Annotated in this window: 16 protein-coding genes and 1 pseudogene; 7 read left to right on the top strand and 10 right to left on the bottom strand. The window is 45.1% G+C overall.

The window, feature by feature from the left end:
- Window position 1: 1 nt before the first annotated feature.
- The 8 genes from JCM10550_RS22455 to JCM10550_RS07085 form a co-directional block, all read right to left on the bottom strand.
- Window positions 2-943 carry a type II secretion system F family protein gene (locus JCM10550_RS22455; RefSeq protein ID WP_245618837.1) on the bottom strand — a complete coding sequence of 314 codons (942 nt, stop codon included), beginning with the start codon at window positions 941-943 and terminating at the stop codon, window positions 2-4.
- 75 nt (window positions 944-1,018) lie between these two features.
- Window positions 1,019-1,741: a type II secretion system F family protein gene (locus tag JCM10550_RS22450; RefSeq protein WP_245618836.1), complete on the bottom strand. Its 723-nt coding sequence runs from the start codon at window positions 1,739-1,741 to the stop codon at window positions 1,019-1,021.
- Window positions 1,742-1,821: 80 nt separating this feature from the next.
- Window positions 1,822-2,940, bottom strand: a complete 1,119-nt coding sequence (locus JCM10550_RS22445; RefSeq protein ID WP_245618835.1) for a type II/IV secretion system ATPase subunit — start codon at window positions 2,938-2,940, stop codon at window positions 1,822-1,824.
- Window positions 2,933-3,616, bottom strand: coding sequence for a hypothetical protein (locus tag JCM10550_RS22440; protein ID WP_062398044.1), 684 nt, complete (start codon window positions 3,614-3,616; stop codon window positions 2,933-2,935). The genes JCM10550_RS22445 and JCM10550_RS22440 overlap by 8 nt, the downstream gene beginning before the upstream one ends.
- A gap of 130 nt (window positions 3,617-3,746) precedes the next feature.
- Window positions 3,747-5,483, bottom strand: a complete 1,737-nt coding sequence (locus tag JCM10550_RS07100) for a hypothetical protein (RefSeq protein WP_062398042.1) — start codon at window positions 5,481-5,483, stop codon at window positions 3,747-3,749.
- Between the two features lie 4 nt (window positions 5,484-5,487).
- Complete coding sequence (locus JCM10550_RS07095) at window positions 5,488-6,339, bottom strand: hypothetical protein (protein WP_157200034.1); 852 nt, start codon at window positions 6,337-6,339, stop codon at window positions 5,488-5,490.
- On the bottom strand, window positions 6,296-7,597 hold the full coding sequence (locus JCM10550_RS07090) for a hypothetical protein (RefSeq protein WP_062398039.1): 1,302 nt from the start codon (window positions 7,595-7,597) through the stop codon (window positions 6,296-6,298). Before JCM10550_RS07090 ends, JCM10550_RS07095 begins: the two co-directional genes overlap by 44 nt.
- Before the next feature lie 73 nt (window positions 7,598-7,670).
- A complete protein-coding gene (locus JCM10550_RS07085) occupies window positions 7,671-7,901 on the bottom strand; it encodes a hypothetical protein (RefSeq protein ID WP_062398037.1) in 231 nt (76 codons plus the stop codon).
- A gap of 578 nt (window positions 7,902-8,479) precedes the next feature.
- On the opposite strand from JCM10550_RS07085, the gene JCM10550_RS22435 reads away from it, so the two are divergent.
- From JCM10550_RS22435 to JCM10550_RS07055, 7 genes and pseudogenes are all read left to right on the top strand, one after another.
- Complete coding sequence (locus JCM10550_RS22435) at window positions 8,480-9,094, top strand: type IV pilin N-terminal domain-containing protein (RefSeq protein ID WP_245618834.1); 615 nt, start codon at window positions 8,480-8,482, stop codon at window positions 9,092-9,094.
- Window positions 9,094-9,582, top strand: a complete 489-nt coding sequence (locus JCM10550_RS20055; RefSeq protein WP_062398034.1) for a type IV pilin N-terminal domain-containing protein — start codon at window positions 9,094-9,096, stop codon at window positions 9,580-9,582. The genes JCM10550_RS22435 and JCM10550_RS20055 overlap by 1 nt, the downstream gene beginning before the upstream one ends.
- Before the next feature lie 79 nt (window positions 9,583-9,661).
- Window positions 9,662-10,183, top strand: a complete 522-nt coding sequence (locus JCM10550_RS20050; protein ID WP_062398032.1) for a type IV pilin — start codon at window positions 9,662-9,664, stop codon at window positions 10,181-10,183.
- Between the two features lie 63 nt (window positions 10,184-10,246).
- The gene (locus JCM10550_RS07065) at window positions 10,247-10,828 is read left to right on the top strand and encodes a type IV pilin (protein ID WP_157200033.1); all 582 of its coding nucleotides are present in this window, start codon (window positions 10,247-10,249) and stop codon (window positions 10,826-10,828) included.
- Window positions 10,825-11,358 (top strand): type IV pilin N-terminal domain-containing protein, encoded by a 534-nt coding sequence (locus JCM10550_RS20045; protein ID WP_062398028.1) that lies wholly within the window; start codon window positions 10,825-10,827, stop codon window positions 11,356-11,358. Before JCM10550_RS07065 ends, JCM10550_RS20045 begins: the two co-directional genes overlap by 4 nt.
- A gap of 65 nt (window positions 11,359-11,423) precedes the next feature.
- Window positions 11,424-11,543, top strand: a pseudogene (locus JCM10550_RS17010) (type IV pilin N-terminal domain-containing protein); the annotation flags it as partial.
- Window positions 11,544-11,587: 44 nt separating this feature from the next.
- Window positions 11,588-12,190: a hypothetical protein gene (locus JCM10550_RS07055; RefSeq protein ID WP_157200032.1), complete on the top strand. Its 603-nt coding sequence runs from the start codon at window positions 11,588-11,590 to the stop codon at window positions 12,188-12,190.
- A gap of 905 nt (window positions 12,191-13,095) precedes the next feature.
- On the opposite strand, the gene JCM10550_RS07050 is transcribed toward JCM10550_RS07055, so the two are convergent.
- Both JCM10550_RS07050 and JCM10550_RS07045 read right to left on the bottom strand, forming a co-directional pair.
- Window positions 13,096-13,725 (bottom strand): PQQ-binding-like beta-propeller repeat protein, encoded by a 630-nt coding sequence (locus JCM10550_RS07050; RefSeq protein ID WP_062398023.1) that lies wholly within the window; start codon window positions 13,723-13,725, stop codon window positions 13,096-13,098.
- A 22-nt stretch (window positions 13,726-13,747) separates the two neighbouring features.
- Window positions 13,748-14,551 carry a PQQ-binding-like beta-propeller repeat protein gene (locus tag JCM10550_RS07045; RefSeq protein WP_083475356.1) on the bottom strand — a complete coding sequence of 268 codons (804 nt, stop codon included), beginning with the start codon at window positions 14,549-14,551 and terminating at the stop codon, window positions 13,748-13,750.
- Window positions 14,552-15,562 lie beyond the last annotated feature (1,011 nt).

Below are 15,562 nucleotides of genomic sequence, written 5' to 3'. Positions count from 1 at the left end.
TTCAAACTCCCTGTGATATTACAGAATGTATACAAAGAGCACAATTGAGGCAATTAAAAATGGCCGTATGTTTCAATCCGCTCAGGATGTTATTCGAGCTTAACTGCCCGGCCATTATCCCTGAAAACCCTCCAATAATGATAGCCACCCTAAACATGTCCTGGACATTTCCTGTTATGTCAAAACTGACATCCAGATCTCTGAAACTTGCCACGAACGAATCGTTTAGCTGGTAGGAGCAGTAGAGATAGATACCAAAAGACAGGTAAATGACCGCAAGATACACAAAAGATACATTAAATCTCTTTGATTTCATTTTAAGATAGTGATCAAGATCACTGATGGCAATGGTCAGGATATCTCTCAGGTTATCGGTGATCTCACTTGCCTTTACAATAAGTGAAATAGCACGTTTGACAGAGACCAGACCTATCCTCTCTTCCATACGCACAAGTGCACTTGAAATGCTATATCCCCCCCATTTCACCTCATCGGATGCAATTTTCAACTCTGATGAAAGAACACCAAGTTTTGAAGTGGACACCATGTCTATCGCACACTGGAGTGTCATTCCAAGATCCTTGATATCGGCAATATCACGGAGTAATTCAGGCATCTGCGACTCTACTCTGTGCGTGTAGATTTTACGATATTCATATGCGATTATGACAGGGAAGATAAGAGCAATGATGAACAGGCAGATAAACACTTCAAAGGTAAATTTCGGAATTATTTGTGCAAGACCACCGGCAAAATACTGCCATGCAATTATCAGAGAAAGGATCATGCCAATAAAAAGGCCAATCTGGTAATCTGAGATGAAATACCTGAACGGATGCTTCAGGATTTTCTCTACTTTCAGCCATTTCTTTCCGTTTTTCAATTTTTTTGATGAAATCATCACTATATTCTTCTTCGGTCTTTTTTTCAATGATTTCGTCATTAAATTCCGTTTCCCTGAACTCACGCTGGGAGATGACAAGATTGTCTGGGGGAAGTATGTGATAAAGGATTACTATCAGAGCGATCGCACCAAGGGGGGGAGGCCAATATACATTAACGGCATGATACCTTCGATCTGTCCCTGACCGGAGAGGTTCTGTGCAACCAGCATAATGATAATTGCGATAGGCCCTGCAACAAATGCTGTCACATATACTTCAGCTATCATTTCCATTATCTGAAGAGTTGCTTCGAGTTCCTGCCTGGCGAGTTCCCGGAAACTGTTTGAACGGGAATCAAAAAAATCCTTCATGTTCCCTCCGGTTCTGAAAACAAGTGCAAGATCATTTAGGAGATCAGCAAAATGTTCTAAAGGGGTAATTTCCTGAAGATCTCTCATTGCAGTGAGGAGATCTTTCCCAAAGATTTCGACATCACGCACAATCATCCCGCACTCAAGAGACACTTCCCCCCCATAGAGATCCTCTGCTTCAAATACGCTTTTAAAGAGAGAATATAGTGTTACATTAGTGGAAAGTGCCTCCATGTAGGTGATGGCATATGGCAGGTCCATGTCTATTCGAACTCTTCTTCCCTCTGCCACCAGTTGAGGATAATAATAAAATGCAAAAAATGTTCCGGCCACCATAACAATAAAGACCAGTACCTGTGTAACCGGATAGGGGGGGAGGAACGGGAGAATATTTACCTGTATATCATAAACCATCAACAGTAACTGCAGGAGCATGTACGCAAACGCACCCAGCAGCGTAAAGACAAGTCCAAAATGGAGATACATCTCATGGTTTACCGGGATATGTGCACCCCCTCAGGGACTTTCTGAGCTTTTTAATATCCAGAAACTGAGATATGGCTGAATTAATCTGCATTGTAAGTCATCTTTCGTAATTCATTGATGAAATGTGAAATTTCATCGATATCAAAAATCTTTTTCCCAACAATTCTATCAAGAAGACGCTTTCTGGCATCTATCTGGGACTCTAGTTCTTCTCCGGTCCACCCATTGGTATAGGCAATACTTTCGAGAATTGTTGACTGACTATATACCCGGTCAAACGTATCCGTCTTTAAATTCCATTCATACAATGGATTCCACCGGACATCACCACCTTCGACATTCATCTCATTTATTGACAGGCACCGTCTGAATCCCAGGCCATTTTTGTACTGCAATCCCTGAATAATCATAAGATCAAGCGCTCCGAACATCACCGTCGGGACGTTGATGGGGTCATGAGTGAGCCTGTTAATAGCTTCTTTCACCCCCCCTCCTGCATGCAGAGTGGAGAATGTTGTATGGCCCGTATTCATGGCCTGAAACAAAGTCTGTGCCTCTGCACCCCCCCTGACTTCCCCCCCTACAATAATAAATTCCGGGCGCTGCCTGAGTGAGGTTTTTAAGAGCGTGAACATATCGACATCTGCCGAATCAAAATTTTTACCTCCTTCACGAGTTTTAAGCGGAAGCCAGTTTTTATGAGGAAGCTGGATTTCACGTGTGTCTTCAATAGATACAATTTTGGCTATTGACGGAATAAAAAACGAGATTGCATTCATTGTGGATGTTTTCCCACTGGCTGTACCCCCCCCGACGACAATCATACTTTTGTTGTTTTCCACACATAACCAGATAACCGCCATAAGTTCCGAGTTGTAGGTACTCAGGGAGATGAGATCAACAGGAGTCATCGGTTCTGCCTTGAATTTACGAATCGTAAATGAACTACCCTTTGATGATATGATGTCGCTGTAGGTAATCTGGGCTCTCGAACCCCCCCCGGGAAGAGCCGCATCGACGAGTGGGGATGTAAGGGACATCTGTTTGTCAGCTTTCTGGGCAATTTTCAGGACATATTTATTCAGTTCTTCATTTTCAAACAGGATATTTGTGACGAGATTCGAATATTTCCGGTGATAGACAAAAACAGGCATGTCCCTGCCATTGCAGGTGATGTCCTCAATATTTGGGTCATGCATCAGGGGGATCAAGTTTTCCAAACCCGGCGAAATTGCACCTGAGGAAATAGATGAGGATATCAAGCCGGTCATCGGTAATCTCAGGGTCAAAGTTTCTGATGATACTCTTTACCCTGCTCTCATCAAACCTGACATTTTCCTTGTGAAGCGAGGAGGTATATATCAGTACATTTCTTAGTTCTTCATATGTCTCTTCCAGTAGTACATACTCCTGTTCTGAAATTTTTGGTTCAACAACCTCGTATTCAAAATCCATATCCCAGGTTTTCACAATTTTTGCATACGTAAACGGGGGGGGATTAAGCCAGTATCTCTCGATCACCTGTTCATCACCGGGTTCGAGTGGTGGAAGGGGGGGAGTTACATGGTGATAACATACTTTTTCAGGAATCAATTCTTCTATTGGATCAGTCACGTCCTTCCCTTTTTGCACCAGTATTGATCTTAAGGAATCCCGCAGTTTTAGTTCGATCTGTTTCCCGGAAGATGATCGGAAATGCTGATTTAACCTTCCAAGTACACTTTTGGTATCTCCGGTATCCGGCGACAATTCAGGAGAATCTGTCAGGTCCTCAGATGGTATTTTTTCATCAGTTTTTCTTAATTCTCCCACGGAATCTCCGGATTCTAACGGGTAGACTTCCCCCCCATCCTTTTTGCGTACATCAGATTCCATAATAAATCACATAAACTCCCGTGTATGATCGTTTATTTTTCTGAAATGGATAGGGTCAGGTATGAAATGCCTGTATTTAGTTACATATGGCCGGGTCATCTTTTCTTTTAGAAATTTTCCTGTTTTCATATCAGATGTTCTCCTTTCCATGCATCTGGATGGACACTTTGGCCTCACAGTTTCTGACAAAAGTTACAATATAGAAATTGCCGGATTCATAGAAATTTTGATAATTTACATTTTCCTGGCCCGAAGTATGCCCATATGCAAACTTGCCGAGGAGTGTTGCCGAACCTTCGATTTCGTCTACTTTATAGACGGCAAATCTCATATCCGAAAAAGATGAGAGACCTTCCAGGTCATTGTCCGGAGGATCAACGGGAATCGCTTCGTATTTTATTCGCCACGCCGCGGCGGGGGAGATATACATTTCATTTGATTTTGTGTACAGCGCCTGGTTTTCAATGATATCATATTCTATGATATCAAGATACCAGGTATTGTCATATAAATTCACCATGGTATCATACCAAATGTCCTGCCAATACTCATCTTCACGGACTTTGTTGATCTCATCTTCTTCACTGACCAATCCCACAGAGACAGGTATGCCCAGCTGGTCTGAGATACTGTCAAAAAGTTCCGGGCGGATGTTATTTTTCAATGGAGATGGTGTTCTCAGCAGAGGTGTCAGTGATGAATCTATGGTGTTATCACAAGAGATCCTGATATCATTTCGAGGATCAATCAGGTCTGTAACAATTTCAGGCTCCGCCCTTGCCAGTTCACCCGGGATTTCTCCCGGTTGGGCGGCTGAGTTCAGGGCATCGACATAGATAAACGACTCTCCGGTTATCCAGGACGCATTTTCCATTCTGTAGTAAACAGGTGTCATCCCGGCAGGAGATACAAATCCACTGCTCCAGGTTATCTTTCCGGCAGCAATGTCCCAAATCCCTTCTCCAGCAAAAGCAACCTGTCCGTCTGCGTAGCCGACGGTTGAATTTCCTGAGATGTATCCGGATTTTGGTTCAAGAGACATGATTTCCGGTGAATTGATCGTTCTGCTTTGAGGGTAGAGGGTCACCGTTCCGATCATCTTTTCCTGTTGTGACAGGTAGGATTTTCCCGGTAGCGTATCTTCACACCTGACACCTATTGCGGAATATTCCCAGATTAGATATCCCCCCCTGTCATACTGTTCCGGAAATTCCAGAAATACCACCGGATATCCCATGGCCTGCAGAATGGAGGCTGCCAGAATGTTAATGTCCTCCTTGCTCCCTTCTTCATCCCACAGTGTTTCAACAGGATATTTGTAGTAACCATTTGGTGGCGTGTTTTCGAATTTTCCCGGCCCGTACTGCTGCACGAATGCAACCGTGTTCATGATGGTGTCGTAGTCACCCCATCCGTTCCGTTCTGATTGAATCAGAATATAATCTGCAATTTCAAGTATCAGACCTTCATCGCCGTCTGTAACAACATGCCGGGTGATGATGTCTTTGTTTGTCAAATCTGGAGATACTCCCACATTTTTACGTTTAAACTTCAGGTAGGTTGTATTCCTGACATTATGGGAGTAGGTAAACTGCTGGTCCTGGTATTCCCAGTTACAAAGAATTGTTTTTTCATCGGATTCTTCTGAAACAGTTCCTGATGACGGGCTCCAGGATACTGTCGGAGAGACGGAATCTGACCCGGACAAGTCACCGAAAGACGGGCTACCCTGCACTGATATTTCGGAATCATCTCCTCCCATGATTCCCGTTACCCTGAGTCCGATTAGTGTACCAATTACAATTATTCCGATTATGATTCCAATTGCCAGTTTATTCAGCAGATCCTGGTTGATTGTGATAGCCATCGAATTATCTCCTTTTGATACAAGGGAGCACGCAGAATGCCAGCATTACTATGAGTATATGGATTATTGGTCCAAATCCAGCGGTTTGTTCCGGCGTCCGGGTTGGCACATCAGTAACGGAATGTACCGGCCTCGACTGCGGTTCTGGTGTCGATGTGATCTCTGTGGGCATCTCTGAAGCTACTACAGGATTTTGACTGAATTCTTCACCAGTACCGGGGGGGGCTGCTGCACCGTGTTCTTTTCTGTAGCCCTCCTCGTGAAGAGTGAAAGGAGTCGTCGTTTCATATTTGATATCTTCACATTTGATAACGGCAATATAATCGCCTGGTTTCATTTTCTGAGATATATCCACCGGGATGGTAAAGGAGATGTCCCGCGATGCGGCACCTATTTTTGTTTTCCGGGGATAGCTTTCATCACTGAAGATCCGGTTTGTACTCTGAGTTTTCCCGGAATAGTACATGTCAGCAGAATAAATGGAAAACAAGATCCTGTCCCCCGGCAGGTCGATCTGGTTATAGGTGTAACTGATGGGACACTCAAGATTTGTGGTTCCTGTGACCGGGATCTGTTCTCCTACTTCAAAGTCCAGGATTGGCTGAATGTTCACCAGTGGCTTTTCAATGACATATGTCTGGGTGACCAGCGTGTCATCAATGCTCGGTGATTTCAGGGCAGATTTGAGTGCATTTGCCGCTTCTGGAGCCTGCAATGTGGATATATCGATTGTTTGGTTGTCTGATGTGACCACTTTTGTGATAAATCCTGTATATGCGTCTCCCTCCACCGGCAGGAGATCAAATTTCTGGTTATACATGGGGGGGTGCTGGTATACTACGATGTACTCCCCCACTGCTGATGTTCGATGAAAAGCTGCGAGGTAAATCAAGACCGGAATAACCCGGAAAGTCATTGGTTTCTGCCAGTACTTTCAGCTGTGCCTGGGTCGCATCTGCATCAACCTTTAACAGCGGGAATTGCCGGAAATTTGTGTATTTGAAATTTTCACCAAAGATATAGTAGCGTATTTTGCCGTTGTATCCCATTTGTGCAGGACTTCCCCGTGCTGTCCATAGCGAAACGATGTGATCACCCTGCGCAAAAACCCCCCCTGGCGCTTCATCGGGGGGGAATTTAACATTTATTGAGGGTTCGTTCAGGTCGAAGGATATGTAGTCTTTTACTTCGTTTTCACTTAGTGGTCTGCTGTTGTAACCCAGTGGTTTCGTCGTGGCAAATATGGTATACGTGTCGGGGGGGCTGAGTCCGAGATTTCCGGTAACCCAGTCATATGAAAATTCCGTCTGCTCCTTGGAGATGGTTATTACATCAAATGTTGAATTGTCGCCATCAATGACTGAAATTGATGGGTTTGATGGTTTTGCGCCGTTCAAATCTATGTTTAATCCTTTCAGATAAAAATACAGTTCCATTTCATGTTTTGCAGGTGCCCCCAGTGTGCCGGAGATCTTTACTTTGTCTCCCAGACAGTAGTATTCATCGTCACCCAGCTTGTTGCCATACAGTACAATATCCTGGGTTTTTCCCGGTTCCACAACGATCTGTGCCGTTACGTAGGTGGATGGATTGCCGGTTTCATAGACTTTAGGGTAATATATTCGTGTGGTGGAGCTGGAATCCCCCCCATACGTGGGGGGGAGGTAAAGCGGCACGCTGACAGTCCCACTCCAGTCGGGATGTACAGTTGCGTTGTATTTGTCAACGTAGATGTCGTAGTTGCCGGAAGGCTGAAGTTCGGGTTTTCCATCCATTGCATCTTCAATGGCAATGGTATAGTGGGTGAAGGGCTTTCCTGCGATAGTTAATGTTGTGGTCTCATCTTCCTGAACGTTCGCGGGGGGGGAGACTGAGGCCGTAAGAAAGTACCTGACAACATCAAAAGGATAATCAACCGTATAAAAGGCATTATTCCCGTTGTATGCAGAAAATCTCATGACATATGTCCCTTCTTCCGGGTTTAGGTTCTGATCTGCGATGCTGAAAGCAAGGGTGTTGTTGCTGGCAGAAGGGTTACCCGTGAGTCCGGTAATCGGTACGGCAGTGCCCGCCATGTTCGTGACGGTGCTGAGTGGGACGCCGCCCGGTGTCATGAGTTTATACTCATACCAGGGCTGATAAAATTACCATTATTGAGGTTCGTTGCATCCAGTTTGAACTGGACGTTTATAGTGGCAGGAATAATTGCAGGGGGGTTTTTGTGTCGGTTATTGACGGATCCACGTCTGTCCCGAGTGCGGTTCCCGTTCGCACCTCTATAGTTCCCGACGGTCTGGATACCGTGCAGATGGCATCTCCCCCCCAGCTTCCATTATATAGTCTGAACGGCCGGTCAATATATGCTGATTCAACATTTACCCGGCCCGTCATGACAGCGCGGTTGTCCAGCGTCTGCATTGCCAGTGCCGATCCCCCCCATCATCGCAGGCCAGCCAGAGAGGTGGTGCGAGAGGGAGGAGAGGCTGGAATTTTGAAAAATTGATCCCTTGTTCACCGTTAAATACGGTGTCTCCCGGATTGATTCCTGCATTGGAACCTTCGGGAGATACATATCTTGCAGTAGCCGGGGGGCTGCAATCGCCAAGGCGATAAACAGCAATATTATAAGGATCTCATGTGTTCGCATTTTTTGTTTCCTACCTGGATTAGATCTCTTCGTATGGAATTGCCATTTGTACGGTTGAATAAACTTTGGAAGCCAAGTATAAAAAATTGTTTTAATTATAATTTATTTGTTCTGCGTCTGAATGCGGCAGCCATCGGGCCAAGCCCGCATTTAAATTACTATTTTAAATTTTTCCAGGAATTGAGTCAAAAATAGAAATATTGATATTCAGTCCGAGGATGCCCCCCAATTCATTTCATAAAATATATATGGATATGCCACATATTTTCATCAATCGATTGATCATTTAAATTGTTTTTATAACAATTGAAATTGTTAATTACGATTACTAATTGTGATGGAAGAGATTATGGAAAAAAAACATATTAATTTAAATTCGGAGGCAGTCTCCCCCCCTGTAATCGGCGTGATGCTGATGCTCGTGGTGACGATAATAATCGCCGCGGCGGTTTCAGCTTTCGCGGGAGGGTATGCCGACGACCAGAAGGAGACACCGGTTGCACAGATAGATGTGCAGCTGAAGACAGCAGGGGCATACCCAAAGCTTGTATTCACACATCTCGGTGGAGATTCTCTGAAGACGGGCGATCTGAAGATTATCACGTATTATCATAAGTTCACGCATGGACGTAACAAAATTACAGATGCCAGTATCTTCAAGCATACGACCGACGGTTCGCTCGACCCGGTGATTCCCGCGAACAACTTTGATGCAATGGATTACTCTGCTGGCACCGGATCGCTTATTTCAAACAACGGCTACCCGTGCACGGTCTCAAATGGCGAGCCGGTCAAGTACTGGGGCAACTCGACAATGATGCCCGGCGATATCTATACAACCGTCGATGCGGCATCACTTGCGAGCGTCATAGCAACACAGACTGTCGGTGACGAACCGGTCGAAGTCGAGATCATCCACATCCCGAGTGGTAAGACAATTTTCAGCGGAGAGGTGATCTACTGATGAAATGTCCATATTTTACAGAGGAAGAAAGTGGAGTGTCACCTGTTATCGGCGTGATGCTGATGCTGGTTGTAACAATCATCATAGCAGCCGTCGTCTCAGGGTTTGCCGGAGGCCTTACGGACTCATCAACAGACGTCCCTGTTGCGGCATTTGAGTTCAAGGCCTACTCCGCGTTCATGATTGCGAGCTCGCATGGAGGTGCGGGGCCATACCTTGAGGCCATTATGAAGAGCGGCGAGGCGATCGATACCGGAGACCTGAAAATTGTCTCATATTATGAAGATGCCGACAGAAACATCATCTCCCACGAATTCACGCAGTCCCCGGAATTTCAGGGCGCACACGGATCAAAAACACCTTCAGGAGTTTTAACGGAGGGGGGGCCACCAACACGTTCTTCGGCAGACCCGGCGCCTACTGGCACACGGGCGATAAATTCTGCGGAGGTATCGAGTATGTCCTTGGTTACCCGGACGATGAAGTAGAACCGGGCGACCAGATTGAGATCCATGTGGTCCACGAACCCTCGAATACCGTGATATGGTCTGACGAGGTGACCGTGATATGATTACAGAAAAGGAAGAGGCAGTATCGCCGGTCATCGGTGTGATGTTGATGATCGTTGTGACCGTCATTATCGCAGCCGTCGTATCCGGGTTTGCCGGAGGCTATTCAGACAGTGACAGGAAGGCACCGACAGCCATCATCTCGTGCAAGGCAATAGATAACGGCCTTTTATTCACCCATGAATCGGGAGAGTATATCGACCTTGTCGATGTCATCGTTATCCTGACGAACGGAGAGGAGACTAGGAGATTTTCAGGTTCTGCAAACCAGAAGAGCGGCGATAAACCTATAATCCGAAAGGTCAGCCGATTAGGATCATTAACTGCGGATATGCAGATCAACACCGGCAACCAGTTCTTCCTCTATGCAAATAACAACGGAAGCACAAGCGGTGTTGCTGGCGCTTATCTCGGGTGGAATGACCCTGAATTCTACCTGACCACAGATGAGATAGTAACCTACAGAATAATCGAGAGGGAGAGTGGACAGGCCATCTCGGACGGCATAATCAACATATGAAAGAAGCGGACAGAGATATCAAAAAATCATGAATGAACGAATTTAGGTGGAAAAATGGAAATTATGAAAAAATCAGAGAGAAATGAAGATGCAGTATCACCGGTCATCGGCGTAATGCTGATGCTGGTCGTGACGGTAATCATTGCTGCCATCGTGTCGGGCTTTGCAGGTGGAATGAGCGATAACCAGAACATGGCACCTACGGCGGCGATACAGTGCAGTATTACAAAAACAGATGCAGACAATGCAGTGCTGACCTTAAAGCATATGTCAGGAGATTCGCTTGACACAGGAGATCTGAGGTTCTATATAGACTACTTCGACTCAAGCGACAACCCTGTCCAGAAAAGAACACAGGGAGTATCAACAGCCGGATTTACCAACTCGCAGGGTGATTCGGTAAGCGCAACCGTCCCGTACCTGACAGATGTAAAAGTAGGGGGGGATGTCGGCGACAGTGAAGTGAATTTCGGACAGTTCCTGTGGAATCCGGGACAGATACTTACAACCGGCAATGCGGAAGGATTTCATGCAGTGACAGACCTTTACCCTGCAGATATTGAGATTGGAGATATTATCTGCATAAGGCTTGTGGACACAAACTCGCAGAAGACAGTATTTGACAAGGATGTGAGGGTACAATGAAAGGAATTTACAGGAAAAATGAAGAGGCAGTGTCGCCTGTAATCGGTGTGATGCTGATGATAGTCGTTACGATAATCATCGCGGCGGTCGTGTCAGGATTTGCAGGCGGAATGACGTCGTCGGAGAGCAAGGTGCCGAATGCGGCATTCACTGTCCACCCAAATCTAAACGGCAACGGCACAATCGCCTTTCACCAGACAGGCGGCAATGAACTGATGCTTGACGAGATCCTTGTCCAGCTCGAATACGATGACAAAAGCATCATCCTTTCAAACCTTGACAATATGACCGGCCATGCCAATTTTAATTATCTAACCGAGATGGGCGGTGATGCGGACGGCTTTATAACAGGAGGGGACAGGCTGGTTCTTACCTGCGATGAAAACGATGCGTCCGATAATGTATTCGTGTTTGAGCCTGCATCTGCGGCGGCAAACTTTACAATCCCGTACTACGGCCATATCGATTACATGATACTTGACAAGGAGAGTGCAAAGGCGATCCAGATGGGAGAATTTGTACTGAGATAACTTATGTAATCCAGCCAAATTTTTTTCAATTTGGACTTAAAATTACATTTTTTCAGGAGATTAAAATGAAACATAAAAATAATTGTCTCAGACAGGAGGCAGTATCACCTGTCATCGGCGTGATGCTGATGCTTGTTGTGACAATAATAATCGCAGCGGTAGTCTCAGGCTTCGCCGGCGATATGGGAATGGACAAGAAGACAGGCCGAGTGTAACTTTTTCAGAACCTGTGATGGATTTCAGTACAACTGGAACAACATATAAAACCATCAACATAGATTCGATGGCCCATGAACATTGGATCTGGCACGATGACGGTTTTGTAAGTGAGCAGGATTATGCCATAGGTCACGGAGGAATCAGCATTCTGCTGGAGGCAGGAGATCCACAAGGCCTTGTATTTACTCACACGGGAGGAGATCCTATCGATCTCAAAGACCTCCAGATGGGATTCAGCTCAAACGATCTCGGCATTGTAATAGATTATAGTTCCAAAAGAGGGGGATCGGGCTCATCCTATGCAAGAATTCCCGGCTCGGAGTACAGTTCAGGAGACATAGTTCAGGTTATTGAAGGCTCGGACGAATATGGACCATGGACAAAGACCATCACATATACCGGACTCGATATATCAGGAGGCTACACTGAAAATGATCTTGATGATTTGTTGACAGAATATGAACAATCTATTGCAGGCAGTATTAACAAGGAGGGATATTTCACCAAGATAAACCCCCCCGAAACTCCGATGATACGATCATACGTACAGGAGACCGGTTTGAAGTCGCAATGGATGGGAGAACCCCCCCAACGTGCAAAGCATGGGCAATAAATTCCTATAATGACGGCGTAAGACAAAGTTTTGGAATCGAACCGGGTACCGGCAACGAGTGGATACTATCCCACAGACCATCAGGTCAGATTCTTGCACGCGGAGACCTTGTCTACAGCACCAACCCCCCCAATGATGACGAGGAGGTATTTTGAGTTTGCTGATGAGCCTTGTCTACCCGGATACGAACTGATAAGAAACAGATTTTCGGAGGCAAATATAACCAATCCCGGATGAAGACGAATAAAAGCACCAATCCTAATAAAAATCTTTTTATATTTTTTGGCTTCCGTTTACCGGGAGCTGTTCATTTTACAGGGCCGTTAGATTGTCCTGAATTCTGAATCATTACATCGTTTTGAATATGATTCAGATTCTGAAATTGTCTCCGGGGGGGTTTCGAAAGGGGGGCAAAGCCCCTTCGGTTCGCAACCCCCCCTACACATTCACTTCACGAAACGACCAGACCCAGGGATTTTCGCTTTGACGCCATCCGAATATTTTGAAGAGGATGCGGAATAATATATCGGGTGTGCAGAATTGATATCCGGAAAGGTAAGAAAATATTTAGATCTATAATCGCAAAATCGTTAAATCTTGCAGAAAAAACCGTTCAAAAATGGATATAGACATGATAATCCTGCATAGATCTTTTGCCCGCGAAGATTTTAACGAGGGAAGTGATATCAAAACCTCCCTATAGTTGGAGACTTCAAAGAACGGTTTCATAAAAGGCGTTTGACACAATTTCATTCCTTATTGATGAACGAATTAAGATTTTACATGAGATGAGAATTGTGATGGACAGGAAAATCATGATCCGGTGTAAGGAGGATCCTTGCACAGGATCATGTAAAAAGAGATGACAAAGTCATCCCTTATACTGCCACTGAAACATTGCAGGATCAGCTGAATCTATAGAGGTGACCGTTGTTTCCGACTGTGTAAATCTTATCATTTGCAATGGCCGCGGTTGCGCCCCCTTGTGAATAGGACCACTCAGTCTCACCAGTCAATGCATTGAGGGCATATGTCGTGTTGTAACAGAATGAATTCATGTCGCCCGACTCCTTTCCGACAAACGCCAGTCCGTCCCCCCCAAGGGATACGGAGCATGTCCATCCGCCCATGCTTTCATTTACTCTGCCCCCCCACTTCTGTGTCAGGTTGTTCGTGTAGAAACATCTGACACCCGGAGGTGTACTGCCCCCCCAGTCACCACCGTTCCATCCGCCGGACACATAAATGAGGCCGTTCGTAGTATCTATGGCAGGCGTGGCATCGGTGCGTTCAATCTGTACACTACCCGCAGAAGCACCATTTCTCTTCGAATACTTAAACAGATATCCATCAGTAGAGAAATCATATGATGTCACATAGACATTTGAGCAATCTAAAGCAGGGGGGGAGCCGCAGAAAGCACCTTTTCCTGATTCCTCCACACTCCATACCTCTGCTCCGGTGGCCACATTGACCTTGTACAGGTAGCCTGCCTGCTGGGAAACGTTGTTATATCCCCATCCGGTCAGGTACACATACTCATTACCGCTGACAGATTCATACGCAGGTGTTGCCTGGAAATACCCCCGAATCTTTTGTTGTACAGGAGTCATTGAATATCCAGTTCAGGCCACCATCGTCCTTGTCAAGACAGTAGTAGTTGCAGTTGCTTGAATCCCAGTCACTGCAGAAGACATAGTTCCCGCCAATAGTCGGGCCGCCGTTGCAGGATGCCGACTTGAGTGTCGTGAAGTTCCAGACTTCTGTCCCGGTTGCAAGGTTGACACAGTATAATTTGTTGTCAGATGCCGCATAGGCATATGTCCCGTCGGTTGCCGGTGACGACCATGAACCGTAGTGGACAGTGCGTGGAAGTGCAAAGTCCCAGGCGACAGTCATATTGTTCTCATAGATACATGTCAGGTTGATCTCCGTAAGGGCCTGAGGCTCGTCGAATCCCGAATAGCCTGTTAAAACAAGAATTTTACCGTTCTCTATTACCGGGTTGATAGTACCTATGACCTCTCGGTCATCAAAATCATATACTGTAGGGTTGCTCTGCGGAAGAGCATTGCATGGAGAGTTGCCTGCATTTTTCACGTAACGATGAAACTGCGGCCAGTCATTTCCCGGATCGGTTCTCGTAACTGTGCTGACAAGTGTAGTCGCCTTCTTCGTCGCATCAGGGTTAACAAAGGTTGTACCTCCATCTTTTGATGAAGAGCTGTCCTTTGCAATCTGATCTTCATCATAGAATGCTATGAACTGCCCATTCTGAGGATAGTCTGCTGCCATTGCCGCCGGCACACAAATCGCCAGCACCATTAATGCTGCAATTAAGAGCATCATTGTTCTTTTCATTTGTTAATTCCTCCAATTATCTGATTTAAATTATTGGACAAATGGGGGTGACATGATGCTAAATCACTATCAAAAGATCCACAAAGATAGTGTAACATATAGTATACTCCCATAACTCCAAATCTGCCCAGACCTGTATAATCCTGCTGAAAAAGATGAATTTGAACAGCAGCTCCCTTGTGGTTATACATTATCACAGGAATGGACAATTTAATTTGATCTACATCAATTTATTTTAATATTGTCATTCGTCTTCAATAAGTGGATTGCCCTTATATAGGTCGCCATTTGGCCCACGAAAGTAGTTTATCCTCCTAAACCTCCAAAAAAGCCAGCATTGAATTTGACAGTCGGCCATCCGTACGAATTAAAGGTGAATTATATTCCCAAAACGCCTGCGCCGTCTGAAATTTAAGCCCAAGGTCAGGAGAGATTTGAAGACTATTTTCCAAATACCTGGAACTCTAAATTCTATTCGATCCTGCTGAAAAAACGAACTCCCCCCCACAGCAACCCACTTTTGAGCATACATCATCACATCTAAGATAAATATTATTTAATTAAGAACAAATTATTTTTAATTTAATTGTCCATCTTTGAACAGTGGATAAACCAGATTTGCCATTTGGCCTATAGAGGTACTATATGCTCCTGCCATCTTCAAATTCATCTCTTTAAGAGTTCCCCCCCGTTTTTTTGTCGCTTTGTAATTCATCGAGACGGATTTTTCAGCCGGATGTATCATATTTTTTGAGCAGTCTATTGTTCCTCTCGGTTCGTCTCTTCTGACCGAATCCACCATATCATTCTCGATTTTCATAATGCGAGATTTATCGAATGTGATCTCTGCTTTGGGAAAATCATCTGTTATTCCACGAATAAATGCAGGAGACGTATTACAACAGATTTGAGATATATTGACAGGAATTTTCCGATACTCTGAGAGATCGGATTTTAATCTGCGGACTGTTGATGCACCCTTTCCTTCTTTGAGATAAACAACCTGTCAAC

The sequence above is a fragment of the Methanogenium cariaci JCM 10550 genome, from assembly GCF_001315945.1.
GTDB classification, from domain to species: domain Archaea; phylum Halobacteriota; class Methanomicrobia; order Methanomicrobiales; family Methanomicrobiaceae; genus Methanogenium; species Methanogenium cariaci.
The sequence above is the reverse complement of the archived record's forward strand: the minus strand, read 5'-3'. Positions and strand labels throughout refer to the sequence as shown.

Bases quoted from the DNA above. Each gene is read 5' to 3' on its own strand.
- JCM10550_RS22455 (WP_245618837.1), bottom strand. From the start codon at position 943: ATGACGAAATCATTGAAAAAAAGACCGAAGAAGAATATAGTGATGATT.
- JCM10550_RS22450 (WP_245618836.1), bottom strand. From the start codon at position 1,741: ATGTATCTCCATTTTGGACTTGTCTTTACGCTGCTGGGTGCGTTTGCG.
- JCM10550_RS22445 (WP_245618835.1), bottom strand. From the start codon at position 2,940: ATGCATGACCCAAATATTGAGGACATCACCTGCAATGGCAGGGACATG.
- JCM10550_RS22440 (WP_062398044.1), bottom strand. From the start codon at position 3,616: ATGGAATCTGATGTACGCAAAAAGGATGGGGGGGAAGTCTACCCGTTA.
- JCM10550_RS07100 (WP_062398042.1), bottom strand. From the start codon at position 5,483: ATGGCTATCACAATCAACCAGGATCTGCTGAATAAACTGGCAATTGGA.
- JCM10550_RS07090 (WP_062398039.1), bottom strand. From the start codon at position 7,597: ATGACACCGGGCGGCGTCCCACTCAGCACCGTCACGAACATGGCGGGC.
- JCM10550_RS07085 (WP_062398037.1), bottom strand. From the start codon at position 7,901: ATGCAGACGCTGGACAACCGCGCTGTCATGACGGGCCGGGTAAATGTT.
- JCM10550_RS22435 (WP_245618834.1), top strand. From the start codon at position 8,480: ATGGAAAAAAAACATATTAATTTAAATTCGGAGGCAGTCTCCCCCCCT.
- JCM10550_RS20055 (WP_062398034.1), top strand. From the start codon at position 9,094: ATGAAATGTCCATATTTTACAGAGGAAGAAAGTGGAGTGTCACCTGTT.
- JCM10550_RS20050 (WP_062398032.1), top strand. From the start codon at position 9,662: ATGATTACAGAAAAGGAAGAGGCAGTATCGCCGGTCATCGGTGTGATG.
- JCM10550_RS07065 (WP_157200033.1), top strand. From the start codon at position 10,247: ATGAAAAAATCAGAGAGAAATGAAGATGCAGTATCACCGGTCATCGGC.
- JCM10550_RS20045 (WP_062398028.1), top strand. From the start codon at position 10,825: ATGAAAGGAATTTACAGGAAAAATGAAGAGGCAGTGTCGCCTGTAATC.
- JCM10550_RS07045 (WP_083475356.1), bottom strand. From the start codon at position 14,551: ATGAAAAGAACAATGATGCTCTTAATTGCAGCATTAATGGTGCTGGCG.